Here is a 20,727-nt window from a genome sequence, read left to right on the forward strand (position 1 = left end):
AGCACCTATGCCATGATAGCGTATCTCCGAACTTTCAGAGCGATCACATGAAGACCTTTATCCTTGCCCTTTTGCCGCTCGTGCTGACAGGATGCACTATCACTAAACAGGCTCAGGTCAGTGAAGCCAGCGCCATCACCGGCGTGGTTCGCCTGACCTACAACCAGGCCATGCTACAAACGGCGCGTACCGATGACTACGTTAGCCAAGGGACAGCCACCAAAGAGTGTCAGCGCCTGGGTTATGCCAACGCAGAAGCGTTTGGTCAACCGGTGTCAACCTGTAGCGTATATGCCGGTTCATTGTGCTTAAATACCAAAATTACGCTCGCCTGGCAGTGTCACGGCGTTGCGGTATCCCCATCGACGTCCTTCAATTATTAATATTTCCGACCAGCACATTATTGCTGGTCTACTGCCTTTTCATTATTTATTTCCTTCGTTTAATAGCGTTAATGCGTTTTATTCCCATTCGCATTTTTAATAAATAAATTTATTATTTTACCTTTTGCAAATAATTAAATAACAAATTATAGTGGCGCCACGTCAATATATAATAACGTTTGTGGAGCAGAACCATGCTGAAAACAGAAATGATCGACCAACTGAATGAGCAAATGAACCTTGAATTATATTCATCTCTGCTCTACCAACAGATGAGCGCGTGGTGCAGCTATCACAGCTTCGAAGGTGCCGCCGCGTTTTTACGCCGCCACGCCCAGGAAGAGATGACGCACATGCAGCGTCTGTTTGACTACCTGACCGATACCGGCAGCTTGCCGCGTATTAATACCGTCTCTTCCCCTTTTGCTGAATATGCGTCTCTGGACGAACTGTTTCGTGTCACTTACGAACACGAACAGTTGATCACCCAGAAAATTAATGAACTGGCACACGCGGCGATGACCCACCAGGATTACCCAACGTTTAATTTCCTGCAATGGTATGTTGCCGAGCAGCATGAAGAAGAGAAATTATTTAAATCTGTTATTGATAAGTTATCACTGGCAGGAAAAAGTGGCGAAGGTCTTTATTTCATCGATAAAGAACTGGCTACGCTTGATACACAGAATTAATGTTCCAGGGTAATGAAGGCAAGCCCGCCATCATTACCCAATACAATTAGTGACGGCAGATCTTGCTTTCGTGCGTAGAGAAGCCGTCGTCTTTTGCAATAAATTTTCCCTTCGCCGCTAAAAACGCCACCAGCTCTGCTGCCGTCATATCCGCTGCGGAACAGGTGTGAAAACGCGCCTGCTCGCCAAACCGCGCCGTAATCGCCGCTTCAAGGCTGGCATTTGAATATTGCTCGCCCGATTCAATCATCATGTTGAGCACTTCGTGACCGTGAATAGATTCCATACTACCTCCTCAATAAAGTCCGTAGCCTAATGTGAACCGCACGGCGCTGCCTTGCGCTAACGCAGGTTTATTCGCAGATAAATGTCATTTACTATACATCTTAATGCGCGAAATATCGTAAAGATTAATGTACACACATTGTAACGGTGATTTGACGAAAATAGCGTTTTGCCTTAACCTGCGCCGCAGATATAACCGTTGATTATCTCTGGGACAGAGGAAAGCGTGAAAAACAGAACCCTGGGTAGTATTTTTATCGTGGCGGGAACCACGATTGGTGCCGGTATGTTGGCAATGCCGCTGGCTGCGGCAGGCGTGGGGTTTAGCGTCACGCTGGTGTTGTTAGTAAGTCTTTGGGCACTGATGTGCTACACCGCGCTGTTGCTGCTTGAAGTGTATCAACACGTACCGGCTGACACCGGGCTGGGTACGCTGGCAAAACGTTATCTTGGTCGTTACGGTCAGTGGGTAACAGGCTTTAGCATGATGTTTTTAATGTACGCCCTGACGGCGGCTTATATCAGTGGCGCAGGTGAATTGCTGGCCTCCAGCATCAGCGACTGGACCGGAACAAATATATCCCCGACAACAGGCGTGCTGCTGTTCACCTTTGTTGCCGGTGGCGTGGTTTGCGTAGGAACCTCGCTGGTCGATCTGTTCAACCGTTTATTGTTCAGCGCCAAGATAATCTTCCTGGTGGCGATGCTGGCGCTGTTGATGCCGCATATCCATAAGGTAAACCTGCTGACGCTGCCGCTTCAGCAGGGACTGGCATTGTCCGCAATCCCAGTAATTTTCACTTCGTTCGGTTTTCACGGCAGCGTCCCCAGTATCGTCAGCTATATGAACGGTAACATCCGTAAACTGCGCTGGGTGTTTATCACCGGTAGCGCTATTCCGCTGGTCGCCTATATTTTCTGGCAGTTGGCTACGCTTGGCAGTATTAACTCGTCAACGTTCATGGGGCTGTTAGCCAACCATGCAGGCTTAAACGGTTTATTGCAGGCATTGCGTGAAGTCGTGGCTTCACCGCACGTCGAGCTGGCGGTGCATCTGTTTGCCGACCTCGCGCTGGCGACCTCTTTCCTCGGCGTGGCGCTGGGATTATTTGACTATTTGGCCGACCTCTTCCAACGCCGCAATACCGTAGCGGGAAGAATGCAAACCGGCGTGGTAACCTTCCTGCCGCCGCTGGCATTCGCACTGTTCTATCCGCGTGGTTTCGTCATGGCGTTGGGGTACGCAGGCGTTGCTTTGGCGGTACTGGCGCTGCTCATTCCCTCAATGCTGGCCTGGCAGAGCAGAAAACAGAATCCGCAGGCTACCTACCGCGTGGCGGGCGGTGCTCCGGCGCTGGCGTTGGTATTTTTGTGCGGCATTGTGGTGATAGCAGTACAGTTTTCTATTGCTGCAGGATTCCTGCCTGAAGTGGGTTAAAACAAAAGGGGCTTTCGCCCCTTTCTGTTAATGCAAACAGCACTGCTTATATTTCTTGCCGCTACCACATGGGCACGGGTCGTTACGCCCTACCTTGGCATCCACTTTTACCGGAACCTTGACCGGCGTTTCCTGGGGATGCGCCATCCAGTAAGCATGCAGATCCAGCGCCGCCAGGCGAATGGCATCCACGCTCTCTTCAAACGCTTCCGGCGTCAGTTTCTCAACTACCGCAAAGTTCTCTTCCGTACCGTGCAGCGCAATAGCTTCAAGCGCCGGTTTTAACGTGTCTGGTAACGCGGACCAGTCTGACAAAGCGACGCCACGCATATAACCGAAGCACCACTCTTCAACGATGGTCAGTTCATGCTCGTCAATTTCACGCAAACCAAACAGCGGCTCAAACTGCTCAGGATATTCATCCAGACGATCCGCCGTATCCGCCATATGTTGAAACGCCAGGTTCATGAAACGCGTCATTTCTTTTTCGGAGGACCAGCGAGGAACATACTGCGCGCCGCCCCAAATAGCGACCAGCCACTGCTCCGGTTCAATTTCATACGGTGAACTCAGCACCGCCGTCAGTAAACCATCCAGTTCTGACACATCCAGAATAGCCTTGTCCGTATTGTACTTAGTCAGTACATCATCCAGCCATTCCAGTTCGCTCTCGTTTAATGGTCCCGTTTTCATCACGCTTTTCCTTAGTCAAAAAATCTTGCCTGTGATCATCCTACATGGCTGGAGGGATAACAGATACAAATGGGCATATGCGGCATACAGCTGCCGCCTGTTCAGGTTAACAGGAAACGAGGGGAATTCCGGTAGTTAACGCACAAAAGAGAACACTAAGCCGCCGGGCATCATACCGGGAAAAAACAATAAAACCACCCGCAGGTGGTTTACTGTTGCTCAATGCGGTTGAGCGTTGCGGTATAGCCCGTTTTCGCTACCGCATTTAGTAAAGTATCGGTGGGGAAACCTTCTGGCACGATCGCTTCTGCCTGCCGGGTTTTGAGGGAGGATTTTGCTTTAATTACGCCATCGGTTTCACGTAGCGCCTGATTGACTGAAATAACGCATAGCGAGCAGGTCATATTTTGTATATCCAGCACCACTTTTTGATTGGCCGCCTGAGCCCACAGCGGCATCAGCAAGAATACAACTAACGTGAAGATCTTCATTCAAATACCTCATAAAACCAGGCGACGAGCGTTGGGTAAAACAACACCGGCAAAATCAACGCCAGCGCGAACCAGTAGAGAATGCGCGCCTGCTTCAGCGTTAGCCACCCGGAGCACCACAGCCGTTTGGAAAAATAGAGCCGCCAGAAGACGCGCACTAATAATCCCAGAGACAGCAGCATCAGAGGCGTTCGCAAAAACTCAAACTGAGTGAAAACGGCAAAGCTCGCCGCCGAAATACCAAACAGCAGATAGAGCAGCGGTCCAACGCAGCATAAGCCAGCGGTGACGGCAGCCGCAGCGGCCGTCAACAGGGTGAGTCCCGCCCCTTTAGCGTTGTTCTGTGGCGACATAGCTGTAGGAGAACGCTTTAGGATCGTAGAAATTGATCGGGTCGCCATCGACTTCGGCGTAAGGATAACCGAAGTTGTTCATCGCCCCCTGCTCCGTTGCCGGATACAGCTCGAAATCACGCCCGTAGTTGAATCCAACCCAGTTCATTTCCCAGTTACCAAACAGGTAAGTGTTAACGGCCTGGACATCGGCGTCCTGGTGCGACTTTTTCTCTGCCAGACGCATTTTGGTCACATCAGCGGGATCGCACGGTAACCAGCCGTAACCTGCCAGATAAAACTCGGCTCGGCAGTGTTGTCCGCCGCTGACATCGGCAACGCCGGCACTGTCTGCTTTGCCAAAAGCGCTTTTCGAGTAACGTTCAAGCTTATTGGCTTTGCCCAAGCGGATGCCAAACAGCTCGCGTGCCGGAATGCCGCTAGCCCGCGCCAGAGCCACAAACACGGAGCTCATGTCGGTGCATTTGCCTTTGAGCTTACCGCTTTTTAAGATCTCCGCCACATCCCCCGTGCCGCAACCAATGACATCGTTATCGCGCTCCATATGGCTGCTGACCCATTCGTAAATCAGGCGTGCTTTTTTCTGGGGGTCCTGCTCATTACCGGTGATTTTTCGTGCTGTTTCCAGAACCAGCCCATCAACTGGAGTATGTGCCGTCGGTAACAGGTACGGTTTTACATCCAGCGGATAAATAATCTGCTCGGGCGCCTGCCAGGTTTTCAGCGCGTCCTGTTTCAGCGGTTCCCAGTCGGCGGTTTCAATGTCGATATCAACATTAATCAGCAATTCGCTCTGCGAGTCAGGCCAGGTGGCAAACAGCGTTTTCGCGCCATAGGTATTATTGCTAGTGACGTACGCCTGTTTATAGTTTCCGTTAAAGGCGAGCGCCGTCATTTGTTGAAACGCGGTATCTACCGGCAGCGGGATCCACAGTTTCACCACGCCGCGCGACCCTTTAGGGGGATTGAGTTTGTACGTTTGTGCTAAGACAAAACGTCGACGAGCGGCTGGCGCAACGGATGGCTCTGCGGCTCGTACTGTCTGGCTAATGACTGCAGGGCCGACTAAACCGGCTGCGGAAAGGAGAACGCTATTTTTGAGAAATTGTCGACGTTGCATTGCTGTCTGTCCATGTTGTAAGAGTTGAGCTACGGCTAAATGGGAAACCGTATGCGATCATCACAGCAGACAGACGCTGGCATAAAAAGGCGAGTCGATGGAGGTTATTCATCAATAACAGACCTGTTAACTGTGAATGAAATGAGAGACTACGTGGCAGATATTAAGCCATTGACAGGCAAAAAAGTACAGTAGCGAGGATGAGTTCAGTCTATATACACATGCGTTGCCAGTTTGCGGGCTAACCCTTTCGCCCCCTCGCGCATGACCGTATCGTGGTTCCAGCGAAATACAGGTGCTGCCAGCGGGGCAAGATAATTCATCCAGCGGATCGTGGTGCGGACATTCCAGTCATACCTGACGATAGTTTCTGTACCATCGGCTGAAAAATACCATACGCCTCGCCCTTCAACCGCGCCGCTGGCCTGTCCTTCAAGCAGCGAGTAAGGCAATATATTCAGTACGTTGATATCAAAAGTTAAGCGATAAGGAAGTACGCCTTTCCAGGTATAGCGATGCAGTGCCCCAATGCCCTGTAAATCACCTTTTTTAATCTCAACGATGCGTTCCAGACTTCCCCACCATTCCGGCCACTGGTCCGGATGAGAAAAAACATCCCATACCGCCTGAATTGAAGCCTCTACCCGCCAGACAGTGGAAAACCGATAGTCAGCCATAGTGCAGGCTCCTCAAGGCGTGAAGTAATTAGCGGGGAAACGGATATTGATGACCATCGCATTCAGAAGAACGGTTTCTAATCGCTGCCCATCTGACGCATAGCTGATCACTTTGGCAGGGAGTCCGTGATAATTATCCAGCCATACATCGTAGCGGTGAACACCATCAACAGCCATTGTTCCCGGTCCAATCACAAAGAGGTGCGTCGTCGCGCGTCCTGCAAGGTTCTCCTTACCAACAGTCGTCGTTGCTCCCTCACGTTGCAGATGGCGAATATTGCCCAACAGCACGCCGATATCAGAGCGATCCACCCGATGACCGCGCTCATCCTGGATCAATGAATTGCTGGGCGACAGGTGCAAAATGGGCAAAGTCCCCACACCAAATGGCCATAACGTCACTTTACCGCTGACAGGATTAAAGATAAGTACCGCACCTGAATGCGGCTGGGTAAAATCCATGCGCACGTAGCCAGGTTTTTGATAGCTATAGCGAATAATTTTGCTCTCACCCAGCGGTGATGAGGATCGCATCATCACCTGATAAGAGGTCATGTTATTAAATGACTGCTGTGCAAACGCAATAGGATCCGTGATCCCAACATCCGGTAAAAATGCCCCTCCTTTTTCCGCCGGACATACCGTGCAGCTAAAGACAAGTAAGGCGGTGAACGCAACGGGCAGCGAAAATGAGACGCGCATAACCCCCCCCTGTATCTGTATTTTCTGCAAACAGGAATCATCACCTGTCGACTGTTTTTATTATAGTTCTTAACTGCACGGCACTGCCCTTCATCAGACTCAGTATGGGCCCAGGTTTGAATTGCTCATTTTTGTTCGAGTGAGATAGCTACATAAGGCTATACTTTAATAGCCATACATTTAACAGGTATTAATCATGAAACTGCCATCGGTATTTTCATGTGCCGTTCTCATATTACTGCTGCTGGCGTCATCGTCAGCCACAGCCCGCGCGTTACAAAACCAGGCCGAACGAGAGCAAGAGTTAAGTGCGGCACTCCGTGCCGGTAATGGCGTTATCATCATTGGCGGGACAGATGATTTCGGCTTCACGCTCAGGGAACGAAACCGAATCCACAGACCGTTTGTGATCCGGGATGGTATTAGTGACCCGATTATATTTAATCGTTTGCAAAGCCAAAGTAGTAATCCCGCCCGCGACGGGTTCCGCCATAACCCAGCTCGCGGAGGTTTTATGCCAGGTGCACCTGTTCGCAGATAAATCTAATCGAAATAGTTCGTGATTTTAATAAGTTGAGAATAACACCTTATCGCCGGGACATATAAAGATAACCAATATCCGCCTCATTTTGTCGCGATAGAATAAAAACAATGGAAAATATATAATAATTAAGTTGTAGCTTCACAATAATATAAAATTGACAGCGGTGCTATAGCTTACTAGCGTATATAAACAGGCCTCGACTTTAATACATAGCACTGCAATTTTCTGCCGTCAAAAACGCCATTTCAGTATTTGTTCGTATTGAGAGAGTAAAAAAATGCGACAATCAACATTATCTGTTGCGCTGGAAGTAAAGCCTGAAAGCTACGAGTATTTATCAAGCCTACTGAATGAACTACGCGAAAAACGGGCTCCCCCTCAACAAGGTGTCACTGGCAAATTTGCGCCGTTTTTAGCCTCCGTTCCCGTTTTACATTTTCTGTCACTCAGTCTCTTTCCTGGCTATGAGTACGATCCTCTTTTCGTTATCGAAGCCAATTTTGATGGTGAGCCCGGCCCCTTTTGGGCGCAGCTTGAAGACGCTATCGGCCCTGAGCTTCGCCACTTTCTGGCCTGTTGTAAATGCCCACGGGATGTTCTCGCTCCACTGTTCACGGCCATTATCGCACCGGGTTCACGCGCACCGATCGCACCTTATCTTGAAGCACAGTCACTGGTCCCTACGGTCTACCACCATGGGAACCGAGGAATGACGCGTCAACGTATTCTGGATGAATGCGCACTGTTTGAACAAGTACAGTCAGAACTAACCCACAATGATGCCACCTATCGCAAGCTGGATCCCCTTGCGGTTCATCACCAACTGCGTACTGCACTGGCTGGACAATTCCCGTGGATAAATACGCCGCCAGCTCCGCGTATTTCGCTTTGGGAAAATAGTTTTGATTGGCTCGGGCTGGGGGCATTTGTGGTCGCGGTGAGTTTTATTCTTTCGATACCCGGACTCCTGCTCTCTCTTATACTCGACCCAACTTATTCGTTTATTTTGCTGGGCTTCAGCCTGCTGCTTGTTGCCGCATTATTCACGCGAATTAGCCGCAGGTCGTCTGACAATAGCGAACCAACAAACGTCAGTTTGCAGAACATCGCTTTCAAAAAGCCGCTTTTTTTCTACCTTATTTTCTATCTCGCCACAGTAAGTATTGTGGGAAGCCTTTTCCTGATGCCGATCATGGGCCGGGTTACCGCAGCCACCTTGGGGGATATGCTGGTCTGGTTTATACAGGGTTTATTGAGCATACCTTTCACCCTTGCCGCGATTCTTTTTTGGCTACGTAGCCTCGAGAAAACGGACAGTTCACTGGATGCACCGTGGGTTAGTCCACGATTTCTGCGGGAAATGGCGCAGCGGGAGGACTGGATCCCTCAAAATCATATGGGTTCTGTTGTTCTTATCAAACCCGGCATCTTGCGCACTATTTTGATTCGCACAGGACATCTCGGGCTAGGGTTATTGTTACGTGCGACTGCACGCGACGGCTATCTTGGATCAATGCGGACTATCCATTTCGCGCATTGGGCGCTGGTGAATAATAAGAGTCGATTGATGTTTCTCTCAAATTTCGATCAAACATGGGAAAGTTATCTCGACGACTTTATTGAAAAAGCACATAACGGGCTCTCACTGGCCTGGAGCTGCGGCGTAGGTTTCCCCACCACGCGATATCTCATCCTCGACGGTGCCAGCCAGGGTCGCCAGTTTAAAGAGTGGGCACGCCATTCTATGGCGGTTAGCCATTTCTGGTTCAGCGCCTATCCGCAACTGACTACCGATCAAATCGAGCGAAATTACCGGATTGCGTTCGGTCTGCAAACCCACGGGATAACAAAAGAGAGGGCTGCGCAATGGATAAAAGACCTTTAACTGACGATGCCCGCGACTCAGAGAGTTGGGCGCTTGCTCCCCCACATAACAAAAATGTACAAGGTCTGGTGGTCAGCGGTTTTGCTAAACAGCCTTCAGCGCGAGCGCTATTTTTAGAATTTAATTTCGACAAAGACCACAAAGGGTGCGGCTGGCTCAAAGCACTCACATCTATCGCGCCCATCACCGATGCCGATGGACCCGATCCGCGTTGTGCTGCACTCGGTTTTACCTGGTCTGGCTTAAGCAAAATGGGACTCGATGCGCATTCACTGGACAGCTTCGATCGCCCCTTTAAAGAGGGGATGTTCCAGGAAGATCGTCTGCGCCGACTTGGCGATCGTCGCGGCAATACATGGAGCAAGACGGTGATCGACGGTGGTCCCCAATGGAGTGGTAACACGCCGCTTGATGCTGCCGCACATGACACCACAGCACGCCCTTTTCACACCACGACTGATGCGCACACGAATGTGGCTATCACCACCGAGATCACCGTACATGCGCTGCTCCTGCTGTATGCAGATAACGAAACTGACGTGGATGAATGGACCTCTCAGGTTACACAATGCCTTGCGCCTTATCGCGTCACCGTCGTCCGCAAACTGCCGCTTACGCGGACGCGTCCGTCCGATGGCATAGAACGAGAGCATTTCGGGTTTGCTGATGGTATTTCTCAGCCGATCCCCTTCGAAAAAGATGTCGTCACGCTGAGTCAAACGCTGGCTCAGCGCCATAATAGCGTCCACCTTGTACCGCTGGGTGAAATACTGATGGGACATCCCAACGGTCATGGTGAGCTTGCGACTGGGCCAGTGGTGCCAGGCAAAAGCGCTAACGTATCAGGCTGCGATCCCGAAACGCTAAGACCGCATCCGCGTGGCGAAGGTTTCCTCGATTTTGGTTTCAACGGCAGCTATATGGTCGTTAGAGAGCTCAAGCAAGATGTAGCCCAGTTCTGGAATTCAATGGACGAATGTGCGGATGCTCTGAACAAGAGTGTTAATGCGGGAACCCCTCCGGTCAATGCTGATTGGGTAGCCAGCCGGGTGATGGGGCGAGATCGTAATGGCCATCTTCTCTGCCCTGGAGGAGTCTTACCTGCGGATACCTCAGGTCGACCGGATAATGCGTTTCGTTTTTTTGACCGTGACAAAATGGGATATGGCTGCCCACTGGGTAGCCACGTACGTCGGGGAAACCCACGTGACGGGCTTGCCCCCTCCGCCAAGGATAAAGATCTGTTGCTGAGCGCCGCGAATCATCATCGTATTTTACGTCGAGGGAGAAAATATGGCCCTGAAGTTACCGACCCACGTTGCGCAGACCCTGGCGACCGTGGCTTATTGTTCATTTGTCTGAACACCGATATTGGTCGTCAATTCGAGTTTATTCAGCAGACGTGGATCCTGAACCCCAACTTTGCCGTGCTGCACAATGAAACCGACCCCCTGCTGGGCCCATGCGGAGCGTTCACTATCCCCGATGCACACTTACGTAAAATTATTCAGGTAAAAAGCTACGTGCAAATGGTGGGTGGCGAATACTTCTTTTTGCCGAGTATCGCGGCGCTTCGCTATCTGGAGACGCTATGAGTGCACTCACGTCAAAATCGGTTCTCAGGCCGCGTGCTGGTGGACCGCGAAAATGGGCAGAACAACGGTTCATGACCGCGTTGCCCTATTTTTTCAGCCTATTACGCTGCGTGAAGCCCGTGTGGAATGTGGCGGGAATGACGCTCACATCACGGTATGACCACGTCCGTGAAGTGTTTGCCACAGAGGCCAAATTTGGCGTCATGTATAAACAGAAACTCGACATCATTATGGGAGGAGAACCTTTTTTCCTGGGAACAGACGATCGCTCTCAACATCACGATGATACAGCAGCCCTGTGCAAGGTCATTTTACCCAGTGACCTGCAGCGTCTGGCAAGCGACGTTGAAGAACGGGCAACACGCATTATCAACACGAACAAGGGTCAGATAGAAATCGTGAACGACCTCACCCGTCAGGTAAGCTTTGATTTTCTCGCGACATATCTTGGTATCCCATCCCCCGCCAACGGTGACTTACGGGTTTGGGCAACGCGGTTATTTGAGTTTCTGTTCGCTGATGGGGGTAATGATTTGGCCCTGCGAGCCGAAGTCGACGAAATTGCCCCCGCCCTGCGTGCCCATATTGATGCCATCATAACCCTGCGTAAGCAAAATAAGGGGGACGATGACGTGTTGGCGCGTTGTCTTACTCTCCAGTCTGCGCACGAGCCTGGCTTTAGTGACGTGCAAATTCGTACCGCGCTAATGGGAATGATTGTCGGCGGCCCTCCTCAGCCCCCTATGGTCCTTCCGCAGGCAATGGAGCAACTGTTAAAACGACCGCAGATTCTGGCTGAGGCGCAAGCAGCAGCGCGCAACAATGATGATGAGACACTACGGCGCTATGTACTTGAAGCGATGCGTTTTGATCCTCTGGGGCCGGGTTTATGGCGCGTCGCTTTGACTGACGTCACCCTGGCGCGCGGAACACGCCACGAGGTAACCATCAAAGCAGGGTCTCATGTGCTGGCCGCATTCGCCTCGGCGATGATGGACTCTCGCCGGATTTCCAATCCAAAGGCATTCAATCCCCATCGTCCGGCTGCGGATTACATGCATTTCGGCTATGGGCTGCACGCCTGTTTTGGCCGTTACATAAACTTAGCCACTCTTCATTTGATGCTTAAACCACTGCTAAAACAACCCGGTTTACGTCGCGCTCCCGGAGCCGATGGAAAGCTCAGTAAAAATGGGCCTTTTGCTGAGCGTCTGGTTGTTCGGTATGACTTTGACTAAAAGCCATAAAGTGAAGACCAGCACTATCTGTTGCTACAGGACAACCTTACCGACGCGGATAAAAAGCCTTACACTCAAGGCCTAGCTGACCGTCGGTAAGTGTATTGCCACTGCAACAGTCCAATCCATCGCGCCCAACATAAGTATTCTCTCTACAAGCGGCAGGAAGGAGTTTCTTCCATGTTTTGCCTTTACTATTTATACCGGAACCATGTAATTCGTAGGCACAATTGAGAGCGCGTTGCTCAGCAGGCGGCACACTTTGATTATAGGCATGCTCGCCCTGCTGGAGACATTTTTCATACTTTGGTATGTCCAATTTGCGGGCAGATTCAGCCAATACGATAATATTATTGCATTTATTATCATCCGGAGTTGCAATGCAATTAATCCGACGTTCGAGGTTCTTTGCACTCTCCCTCATATTATTACAAGCATCTGCCAGCAGTAATTGAACTGGCGTTCCTGCGCAAACTTGCTGATAAAATTTCGGCGTAAAGTCAAATGTATTGGCATGTGGACCATTCCCTCGATACATGACGTCCAGGCATTGCTTACCACCTGATTCAAAGCAGATGTGACACTCTTCATTCTTCTTGCATGCCGCATACTTCGTCCCAGCTTTGTGCGCAAATTCCGTACCATTCATGGCTTTATCAAAAACGACATGTGCATCGCAGCTACCTGGACATGAAACACCATCGGAGTAGATCGTTATTTTTTTTACTTCCGCGTGAGTAACGAGCGATGCAGAGAGTAGAATAAATGCAATTTGTACTCTTAAAAACATAGCACCACTCCTGAACACACTTATTTATAAACAGAATAGTCAGTTTCTGGGCTTTAACCTTAATAAATTATGTTGAATTTGTCATAAAACGCATTGCATAAGTTATCTGGAAACCACCGTTAATCTCGCGGTCACCCTCATTCGTGAATTTTCATTATTTTCACTTTTCACTCCATCAACTACGCTAGTTTCAATTAAACCGTTGCGTGTTTGTCCTCGATTTTTTGGTTAATACAATCGGAAAACAGGAAATGCTATGGCTGCGAAATTGAGCGGGTCAGCGAAGTGTCATAAACCCTGCGTAACAGTATTACTAATAGGTGCGGTAATTGCCCTGCTGGTCATGGGTGCAGGATGCCACGCCATCATTGGTGGAACAGCGGAAGCCGTCTATCCGGATCTGGCTCAGCCTGAAGAAACAGAAGCTCCGATAACCTTCACTTCGTATCCCTCTTCTACCGCGACGGAAGCTATTCTTGGCGGCCAGGCGGCAGGGTTAAACTGTTCCATTCCTCCACTTGCCAACAGAATTTCGTTCAAACACAGCGTGGATGGATCCGATATCTCGCTTCGCTTTCGTCAGGCCTGCGTGATACACGATTTTTGCTATCGCCATGGCTATGCCACATACGGATACACTCAGGCAGACTGCGATACACAGCTACAGCAGTCCGCGTTCCGGTTATGCCGACAATTTCAGGAGCGGAAAGGTAATACGCTCACCGACGTGCGGACAATGTATAGCTCCTGCGAACAAGAAGCCAAAACCGTGTTACTGGGCGTATCGTTGAAAGGCGCAGGTTCGTTCCATGATCGCACCCGCTCGACCTATTTTGAATACGACCCAATGCCTGCCAGAGCTAACGACTATGTAGTTGGACGGGCGACGCCAGAAAACAGAGTCAGTGACCCAAATGCCGATTACGGCGTACGCACGTTTTACTTCAAACGTAATCTGGTCAGTATGAGAACGCTGGGTAAAAGCAGCCAGAAAACGCCGGCATACACGCCCGTTCCGGAAGCCAGGCTTGCCACTCCCCCCATGTTAACCGGTATGACTGATAGCGTCAGCGAAACACCAACCAGCCCAGGCTCACTGGTTTCGCTTGCCCGAGATGGCGCCAACGATACCAGCGTCAAACTGATCCGGTTTGGCTGGTTATCCAGCAGCAGCCCGCTAAAATTAGCCCTCACTCTCTGCCCTGGTGACAATATCCCTGACGCTGATGACCCAAAGGCTAAAATTTATGCCTGTCGGTCTGATACGGATGCCTCGGTGAAAAAATTTGCCGTCGTAGAGGGGAAGCCCGTCATCGTGTCGCTGACGCATCGTGGAACAGCAGGCAGCCCGAATATAAGCACCGTCAAAATCGTCCAACAAGAGCTGCTCAAGCCTGAAGGTCGTAAAGATGACATAATGACCGACTACCCGTTAAATGGTCCGATGGTTACCATACGCAATCAGTACCGCTTTTTGTCTCACGATATGCTGATGGAAAAAGATGCCAGCGGTGAGGCCAGTTGGGCGTGGGTGTTTGCTCGCGGAGCGCCACTGAACAGGAATGGCACTTTTGGGGATGATGATAGCGGTAAAAATTACACGGACTACGTTACCGTCGCTCGCCAGCAGCTTGGGAACAACCATGCCAATAACGTGCAGCGCTTTACCCTCAATGTGAAAGAGACGGATGAACCCCTTTCGCTGGTAAGGACAGATAATGCTGGTCACAGTGTACTGGTTGGTATGGCATGGTCCGATTCCGACCTGAATCGGGTAGAAAGTGAAAAACCCGCGAAGCAGCCGCCATTACTGAAGATCTGGCGAATAAACGCTGCGGCACCGCAGCCAGAAGCACGCGCCTTGCCCGTACAGGCAGAGCCAGACACAACAATGCTGACGCCATTGATTGTGCGTCTGAGCAGTCAATCCGATCCTCTGATTGTCATCCCACAGGTGCAAAATAACCGCTGGCAGCACGTTGAGAATCAGGAACAGGCTAACGACGATGTACTCAAAATTCATTTTACCGTCGCCACGATCAAAACGGATAAGTCGCTCTACTTCGACCCGCCCACTCGCCTGCATTGTGCACTGAGCCTGAACCGTCAACTCCAGTCTCCTGACGCTAAAACGCTACGCAATCGCACTTATAGTATTCTCAACGGGGTTACAGAAACAAACGTCTCACCAGAGACGATCAGCGCCATTAAATCCGATCTGGCTCAGCGCTGGCGGATGAGTCAGGTTATCGCCTCAGAACGAGAAGTGGTGACGGATCAACAGAAAGGCACCACCACCCACATGTTAGCCCTGACCATGGTGTTCCACGGTTTTCCGGCGATGTCATTCCAGGTGTTGTTCAATTCCATAGGCGGCAAGCTGCAGTATTATTCACCCGGAAATGAACCGCGGTTTATCAGTTACTGCTACCAGGATAAAACGTAACGGTTTACCGCCTATTCGTCTACACCGCCCTGCCAGCCGTTACAGGAACGGCGCACATCCATAACCCAGGTGATATTTAGGAGAATATTCGTGAATTTCAGGCACAAAAAAACCACCCGTAGGTGGTTTCACGACACTGCTTATTGCTTTGATTATTCTGTTATTTCCCATGGTACCCGGAGCGGGACTTGAACCCGCACAGCCTTACAGCCGAGGGATTTTAAATCCCTTGTGTCTACCGATTTCACCATCCGGGCTCGGGAAAATTGGAGGCGCGTTCCGGAGTCGAACCGGACTAGACGGATTTGCAATCCGCTACATAACCGCTTTGCTAACGCGCCAAAATCTTCAGGCTTTTCAGCCAACACCCGCACATTGCCGATGTTTTTAATTTGGAGCGGGAAACGAGACTCGAACTCGCGACCCCGACCTTGGCAAGGTCGTGCTCTACCAACTGAGCTATTCCCGCATCACCAAGTAACTTTGTTAATCACTTGATTTTGTTATCGTCTGGCAATCAGTGCTGCCGTTCGATGCGTTGCATTCTACTTACCTGACGCAATGAGTCAACGATATTTTTCACCACTGACGATCGTTTGCTGAAATTTGCGCCGAAACGATCACTGTTCAAGCAAATCTCCCCATGCAGCGCTCAAATACTGGAACATTGACCACAAAGTCAGTATTGCCGCGACGAAGAAAAGTGCGATTCCCGCGTACTCTACCCAGATATTTGGACGCCACAGCAGCCATGCAAGCGCAGCCATTTGCGAAGTGGTTTTCACTTTACCGATCCAGGAGACCGCCACACTGCTGCGTTTACCCAGTTCAGCCATCCATTCACGTAGCGCAGAGATAATAATTTCACGCGCAATCATCGTGGCGGCAGGCAGCGTCACCCACCAGCTGTGATAGTGTTCGGTCACCAGCACCATTGCGATAGCCACGAGTACTTTGTCGGCAACCGGATCGAGGAAGGCGCCAAAACGCGTACTTTGATTCCAGCGACGTGCCAGATAGCCATCAAACCAGTCGGTGACCGCCGCGATACAGAAGATCAGCGCACAAACGAAGGGAGCCCAGGTGAATGGCAGATAAAAAGCCAATACAAAGAATGGGATCAGGATGACGCGAAACAGCGTGAGCAACGTAGGGATATTAAATTGCATATGACGGATAACTATCTGTTGTCAGTGAAATTACCCCTATGTTGCTACAGAGGGCCTAATGTTTCAACGAGTAGAAGATCTTTTCTGCCAGAGCTTGCGAAATACCCGGCACTTTTGCAATTTCTTCGATACTCGCGTTACGAAGACCTTGCAAACCGCCCATATATTTCAACAACATCTGCCGGCGCTTCGGCCCAACACCTTCAATGGTCTCAAGCGTGCTGGTACTTTTCACTTTCGCCCGCTTTTTACGGTGACCACTAATCGCATGATCGTGAGATTCATCGCGGATATGCTGGATTACGTGCAATGCTGGCGAATCCGGCGGCAGGCTAAACCCCTCACCTTCAGGCTCAAAGAACAGTGTTTCCAGGCCGGCTTTACGATCGGCCCCTTTTGCCACCCCCAGCAAGAGTGGGTGCTGTTTGTCCCAGGGAACGTCCAGCTCAGCAAAAACGGCTTTTGCCTGCCCTAACTGACCTTTACCGCCGTCAATTAATATGACGTCCGGAATCTTACTTTCTTCAATCGCCTTACCGTAACGCCGACGCAGAACCTGATTCATGGCCGCATAATCATCGCCCGGCGTGATGCCGGTGATGTTATAGCGACGATATTCTGCACGCAGCGGTCCATTGGCATCGAACACCACGCAGGAGGCCACCGTCTGCTCACCCATCGTATGGCTGATATCGAAACACTCCATGCGTTTTACTGCGGGAAGCTTCAGTACCGATGCCAGCGCCGTCAGACGTTGAGTAATGGTTGACTGCTGGGAAAGTTTTGTGGTTAACGCCACCGCCGCGTTGGTACGCGCCAGCTTCAGATAACGCGCGCGATCGCCTCGCGGTTTCGTCTGAACGTTGATCTTACGTCCAGCCAGCTCAGACAAAGAGTCCGCCAGCAGGGTTTTATCGCTAAGATTAAAATCGAGCAAGATCTCGCCGGGTAAGGTGCGCATCTGGCTACCCTGCAGATAAAACTGTCCGACAAAGGTTTCGACGACCTCGCCAAGTTCTGTTCCACCGGGTACTTTTGGGAAATAGCTACGACTGCCTAACACTTTACCCTGGCGAATAAACAGCACGTGTACACAGGCCATGCCGGCGTCAAACGCCACGCCAATGACGTCCAGATCGTCTCCGGTATTAGAAACAAACTGTTTTTCGGTCACGCGGCGTACGGCCTGAATTTGGTCACGAATACGTGCAGCCTCTTCAAATTCGAGATTCTGGCTGGCCTTTTCCATACGGGCTATCAACTGAGTTAATACCTGATCGTCTTTCCCGGACAGGAACAGACGAACATAATCAACCTGTTGTGCATACTCTTCCTCACTCACCAGACCCGCGACACACGGGCCAAGGCAGCGGCCAATCTGATATTGCAGACAAGGTCGCGAGCGATTGCGATAAACACTATTTTCGCACTGACGAATCGGAAAGATTTTCTGCAGCAGCGCCAGCGTCTCACGTACAGCATAACCGTTAGGGAACGGCCCAAAGTACTCGCCTTTGGCATGCTTGGCCCCACGATGCATCGCCAGACGAGGATGGGTATCGCCGCTGAGGAAAATAAAAGGATAGGATTTATCGTCGCGCAGCAAAACGTTGTAGCGCGGCTGATACAGCTTGATGTAGTTGTGCTCAAGCAGTAACGCTTCGGTTTCGGTGTGCGTTACCGTGACATCAATGTGCTGTATTTGCGCGACCAGCGCTTCGGTCTTACGCGATGCAAGGTTGCTGCGGAAATAGCTGGAAAGCCTTTTTTTCAGGTCTTTCGCTTTCCCGACGTAGATGACCGTCCCGGCGATATCATACATACGATAAACGCCGGGCTGACTGGTCACGGTTTTCAGGAACGCTTTGGCATCAAACTGATCGGTCACTGGCTTGTTAATGTCTCCGCATTACACAGGCCATGGCGAATTGCCAGGTGAGTCAGCTCAACATCGCCGTGAATGTTTAATTTACTGAACATTCGATAGCGATAACTGTTCACCGTTTTAGGACTAAGATTCAGCTGTTCTGAGATCTCATTGACCTTCTGACCTTTGGTGATCATCAGCATAATCTGCAACTCACGTTCAGACAAACTGGCAAACGGGGTTTCCGTTTTCTCAGGCTCAATCTGGCTGAGCGCCATTTGCTGAGCGATATCGGAGGCAATATAACGTTGGCCGGAAAAAACCGAACGAATCGCACTCACGACCTCCTGGGGCGCAGCCCCTTTACTGAGATAGCCCGCAGCTCCTGCCTGCATGACTTTTGCAGGCAACGGGTTTTCGGTATGGACCGTCAGCATGATCACTTTAATGTCAGCCGTTGAACGCGCAATTTTACGCGTTGCCTCAAGGCCACCAATACCGGGCATATTCATGTCCATCAGCACAACGTCAACGGAATTTGAGCGGCACCATTTCACCGCATCTTCGCCGCAGCACGCCTCGCCGACAACTTTAATGCCTTTTATATCTTCAAGAATGCGTCGTATCCCTGCGCGCACCAGTTCGTGGTCATCAACAAGAAAAACGTTGATCAAAGGAATATCTCCAGAATAGGGATAACGCTACCGATAGTTAATCGGTCCTATGTTAACGGGTTTTATCTCAACTTTGAAATGTAAAAAACACCCGACTTTCGATTTTGCTCTCGTTTTTGGAAATTAGATTGTACGACGGGTGGAAACGTTCATACCAGGCAGCCTTCTGCCGCGGTTATATCTGCCTGGCTGTTTCATAATAGTGACAAAAAATTCATATTCCTTCGCTGAATGCAAAATAGGCAGTCAAAGTTGTAACAATAATTAACGAAGAAAATACTCGAAATAAACAACAGGTGGAGAAAATATATGCACTGCAACGTGTTGTTTATTTTAATGTCCACGACTTATGTTTGCGCAAAAAACAACCACTGATATTTTTAGCCTCGCTTATGGTATACTCCGCCGCCTTGAGATTTGACATCGCACTTTTTCATTGAGACATAACGAGGAAAATAAATGAGTACGCCTGACTTTTCCACTGCTGAGAATAACCAGGAACTGGCTAATGAAGTCACCTGCCTGAAAGCCATGTTAACGCTGATGCTGCAGGCAATGGGTCAAGCCGATGCAGGACGCGTGATTCTTAAAATGGAAAAACAGATCGCACAGATTGAAGATCAATCACAGGCTGCGGTATTTTCCAACACTGTTAAGCAAATTAAACAAGCTTACCGCCAGTAATAAGAAACCGGCTGAGAGCATTGCTATCAGCCGGTTTTGCGTCTGACACTCAGAACGATAGTTTATTCAGATAAGCCCGGTCGCAGCAGCATAACAGGCAATCTGCGTTTTGTTTGGTGCATTGAATTTTTTTTGCATATTTTTCTGGTGAAAGTTAACGGTATTTTCAGAAATCGACAGAATTATTGCGATTTCTGAAGACGTTTTGCCTTCTGCCGTCCATTTCAATATTTCTTTTTCCCGCTTGCTAAAGCGCATCTCGGGCGCCATGACCATGTCATCTTCCAGCCGCGTGAGTACCGACAAGCTTTCTCGCACCAGCAGCTGCATTCTGAGTTCCACTTCGTCATTTGCAAAGCGACTATTACGGATACTCGCACGCGATACCGATAAAAAACCCAACGCCCGATTCGGCAACATTAAGCATTGCGTCATCCCTTTACGTAAACCATGATTGCGCGCGGCATCCCATAGGGGCTGTGCGTCGCGAAATAAGGTATCGTTCCAGGGTAAATGTCCCTGACTGAAGTTTTCAGGCTTCAGCACCGGATCAATCGCGAAATAATTCTCGGACTGATAATGCGCCACCCATGCTTTGGGATATGTCGTATGAAGTGCCGTTTTAGGCCGGGTAAAAGGTACGGGATGACGAACACAGAGCGCGTAAAAATCGAACTCTAAGTGCTGCGTCTGTTGCTGTAATTCGTTATAGACATCCTCTGCCGTCGCCATTTCCTGAAAGCGTAACAGCATGCTCCGTCGCCAGGTGAAGAAATCATGATCCTGCATACTAAGTGGTAATGCCCCTGAGATTGATAATCATCCAAACATATGAAACAAGCTAACACATAAATGTATTTTATATATGCAAATTATCGGACAAATGAACAATTACTTGAGCATTACTCTATGACGGGAAGACGTAACGGTATTGGGGGTTAATAATAAAGCAATATTTATAAATAGTTATGCGAACAGTACTCACCAATAAAACAATATCG

General features: G+C 50.0%; 22 protein-coding genes and 3 tRNA genes. 10 read left to right on the plus strand and 15 right to left on the minus strand.

What is annotated here, in order from left to right; all coding sequences use genetic code 11:
- Window positions 1-47: 47 nt before the first annotated feature.
- Together E1B03_RS16220 and ftnA are read left to right on the plus strand one after the other, a co-directional pair.
- Complete coding sequence (locus E1B03_RS16220; protein ID WP_103771220.1) at window positions 48-383, plus strand: YecR-like family lipoprotein; 336 nt, start codon at window positions 48-50, stop codon at window positions 381-383.
- Between the two features lie 194 nt (window positions 384-577).
- Entirely contained in the window at window positions 578-1,075 is a 498-nt protein-coding gene (gene ftnA / locus E1B03_RS16225; protein WP_003034588.1) for a non-heme ferritin, read from the plus strand.
- Window positions 1,076-1,121: 46 nt separating this feature from the next.
- Here the strand turns inward: ftnA and E1B03_RS16230 are convergent, their stop codons facing one another.
- The gene (locus E1B03_RS16230) at window positions 1,122-1,361 is read right to left on the minus strand and encodes a YecH family metal-binding protein (protein WP_103771221.1); all 240 of its coding nucleotides are present in this window, start codon (window positions 1,359-1,361) and stop codon (window positions 1,122-1,124) included.
- 225 nt (window positions 1,362-1,586) lie between these two features.
- On the opposite strand from E1B03_RS16230, the gene tyrP reads away from it, so the two are divergent.
- Window positions 1,587-2,798: a tyrosine transporter TyrP gene (tyrP, locus tag E1B03_RS16235; RefSeq protein WP_103771222.1), complete on the plus strand. Its 1,212-nt coding sequence runs from the start codon at window positions 1,587-1,589 to the stop codon at window positions 2,796-2,798.
- Window positions 2,799-2,825: 27 nt separating this feature from the next.
- Here tyrP and E1B03_RS16240 read toward each other — a convergent pair whose 3' ends face one another.
- The 6 genes from E1B03_RS16240 to E1B03_RS16265 all read right to left on the minus strand — a co-directional run bounded on the left by E1B03_RS16240 (window position 2,826) and on the right by E1B03_RS16265 (window position 6,834).
- A complete protein-coding gene (locus E1B03_RS16240; protein ID WP_003034581.1) occupies window positions 2,826-3,491 on the minus strand; it encodes a YecA/YgfB family protein in 666 nt (221 codons plus the stop codon).
- A gap of 209 nt (window positions 3,492-3,700) precedes the next feature.
- The gene (locus E1B03_RS16245) at window positions 3,701-3,982 is read right to left on the minus strand and encodes a heavy-metal-associated domain-containing protein (protein WP_103771224.1); all 282 of its coding nucleotides are present in this window, start codon (window positions 3,980-3,982) and stop codon (window positions 3,701-3,703) included.
- The gene (locus E1B03_RS16250; protein WP_103771225.1) at window positions 3,979-4,335 is read right to left on the minus strand and encodes a mercuric transporter MerT family protein; all 357 of its coding nucleotides are present in this window, start codon (window positions 4,333-4,335) and stop codon (window positions 3,979-3,981) included. The genes E1B03_RS16245 and E1B03_RS16250 overlap by 4 nt, the downstream gene beginning before the upstream one ends.
- Window positions 4,313-5,455 (minus strand): transglutaminase-like domain-containing protein, encoded by a 1,143-nt coding sequence (locus tag E1B03_RS16255; protein WP_133086572.1) that lies wholly within the window; start codon window positions 5,453-5,455, stop codon window positions 4,313-4,315. Before E1B03_RS16255 ends, E1B03_RS16250 begins: the two co-directional genes overlap by 23 nt.
- Before the next feature lie 206 nt (window positions 5,456-5,661).
- On the minus strand, window positions 5,662-6,132 hold the full coding sequence (locus tag E1B03_RS16260) for an SRPBCC family protein (RefSeq protein WP_103771227.1): 471 nt from the start codon (window positions 6,130-6,132) through the stop codon (window positions 5,662-5,664).
- 12 nt (window positions 6,133-6,144) lie between these two features.
- Window positions 6,145-6,834: a LolA family protein gene (locus E1B03_RS16265; protein ID WP_246044116.1), complete on the minus strand. Its 690-nt coding sequence runs from the start codon at window positions 6,832-6,834 to the stop codon at window positions 6,145-6,147.
- Window positions 6,835-7,030: 196 nt separating this feature from the next.
- On the opposite strand from E1B03_RS16265, the gene E1B03_RS16270 reads away from it, so the two are divergent.
- The 4 genes from E1B03_RS16270 to E1B03_RS16285 all read left to right on the plus strand — a co-directional run bounded on the left by E1B03_RS16270 (window position 7,031) and on the right by E1B03_RS16285 (window position 12,096).
- The gene (locus E1B03_RS16270) at window positions 7,031-7,375 is read left to right on the plus strand and encodes a hypothetical protein (RefSeq protein WP_103771228.1); all 345 of its coding nucleotides are present in this window, start codon (window positions 7,031-7,033) and stop codon (window positions 7,373-7,375) included.
- Window positions 7,376-7,655: 280 nt separating this feature from the next.
- Window positions 7,656-9,263 carry a hypothetical protein gene (locus E1B03_RS16275; RefSeq protein ID WP_133086573.1) on the plus strand — a complete coding sequence of 536 codons (1,608 nt, stop codon included), beginning with the start codon at window positions 7,656-7,658 and terminating at the stop codon, window positions 9,261-9,263.
- Window positions 9,245-10,858 (plus strand): Dyp-type peroxidase, encoded by a 1,614-nt coding sequence (locus E1B03_RS16280; protein WP_133086574.1) that lies wholly within the window; start codon window positions 9,245-9,247, stop codon window positions 10,856-10,858. The genes E1B03_RS16275 and E1B03_RS16280 overlap by 19 nt, the downstream gene beginning before the upstream one ends.
- A complete protein-coding gene (locus E1B03_RS16285; RefSeq protein ID WP_133086575.1) occupies window positions 10,855-12,096 on the plus strand; it encodes a cytochrome P450 in 1,242 nt (413 codons plus the stop codon). The genes E1B03_RS16280 and E1B03_RS16285 overlap by 4 nt, the downstream gene beginning before the upstream one ends.
- A 46-nt stretch (window positions 12,097-12,142) precedes the next feature.
- Here E1B03_RS16285 and E1B03_RS16290 read toward each other — a convergent pair whose 3' ends face one another.
- On the minus strand, window positions 12,143-12,886 hold the full coding sequence (locus tag E1B03_RS16290) for a hypothetical protein (RefSeq protein WP_103771232.1): 744 nt from the start codon (window positions 12,884-12,886) through the stop codon (window positions 12,143-12,145).
- Between the two features lie 256 nt (window positions 12,887-13,142).
- On the opposite strand from E1B03_RS16290, the gene E1B03_RS16295 reads away from it, so the two are divergent.
- Window positions 13,143-15,332 (plus strand): hypothetical protein, encoded by a 2,190-nt coding sequence (locus E1B03_RS16295; protein ID WP_133086576.1) that lies wholly within the window; start codon window positions 13,143-13,145, stop codon window positions 15,330-15,332.
- A 170-nt stretch (window positions 15,333-15,502) separates the two neighbouring features.
- On the opposite strand, the gene E1B03_RS16300 is transcribed toward E1B03_RS16295, so the two are convergent.
- The 6 genes from E1B03_RS16300 to uvrY form a co-directional block, all read right to left on the minus strand.
- Window positions 15,503-15,589 (minus strand) — tRNA-Leu (locus E1B03_RS16300).
- 10 nt (window positions 15,590-15,599) lie between these two features.
- Window positions 15,600-15,673 (minus strand) — tRNA-Cys (locus E1B03_RS16305).
- Between the two features lie 52 nt (window positions 15,674-15,725).
- Window positions 15,726-15,801, minus strand: a tRNA-Gly gene (locus E1B03_RS16310).
- A 151-nt stretch (window positions 15,802-15,952) separates the two neighbouring features.
- The gene (pgsA, locus tag E1B03_RS16315) at window positions 15,953-16,501 is read right to left on the minus strand and encodes a CDP-diacylglycerol--glycerol-3-phosphate 3-phosphatidyltransferase (RefSeq protein WP_016153472.1); all 549 of its coding nucleotides are present in this window, start codon (window positions 16,499-16,501) and stop codon (window positions 15,953-15,955) included.
- Between the two features lie 55 nt (window positions 16,502-16,556).
- Window positions 16,557-18,389, minus strand: coding sequence for an excinuclease ABC subunit UvrC (gene uvrC / locus E1B03_RS16320; RefSeq protein WP_133086577.1), 1,833 nt, complete (start codon window positions 18,387-18,389; stop codon window positions 16,557-16,559).
- Window positions 18,386-19,042: a UvrY/SirA/GacA family response regulator transcription factor gene (gene uvrY / locus E1B03_RS16325; RefSeq protein ID WP_003834023.1), complete on the minus strand. Its 657-nt coding sequence runs from the start codon at window positions 19,040-19,042 to the stop codon at window positions 18,386-18,388. The genes uvrC and uvrY overlap by 4 nt, the downstream gene beginning before the upstream one ends.
- Before the next feature lie 296 nt (window positions 19,043-19,338).
- Between uvrY and E1B03_RS26745 the strand changes: the two genes are divergently transcribed.
- Complete coding sequence (locus E1B03_RS26745) at window positions 19,339-19,482, plus strand: hypothetical protein (protein WP_418884890.1); 144 nt, start codon at window positions 19,339-19,341, stop codon at window positions 19,480-19,482.
- A gap of 19 nt (window positions 19,483-19,501) precedes the next feature.
- Window positions 19,502-19,726: a DUF2594 family protein gene (locus tag E1B03_RS16330; protein ID WP_096757491.1), complete on the plus strand. Its 225-nt coding sequence runs from the start codon at window positions 19,502-19,504 to the stop codon at window positions 19,724-19,726.
- A 66-nt stretch (window positions 19,727-19,792) separates the two neighbouring features.
- Here the strand turns inward: E1B03_RS16330 and sdiA are convergent, their stop codons facing one another.
- On the minus strand, window positions 19,793-20,515 hold the full coding sequence (sdiA, locus tag E1B03_RS16335; RefSeq protein ID WP_103771235.1) for a quorum-sensing transcriptional regulator SdiA: 723 nt from the start codon (window positions 20,513-20,515) through the stop codon (window positions 19,793-19,795).
- Window positions 20,516-20,727: the final 212 nt, after the last annotated feature.

Origin of the sequence: Citrobacter arsenatis (genome assembly GCF_004353845.1) — a bacterium.
GTDB classification, from domain to species: domain Bacteria; phylum Pseudomonadota; class Gammaproteobacteria; order Enterobacterales; family Enterobacteriaceae; genus Citrobacter; species Citrobacter arsenatis.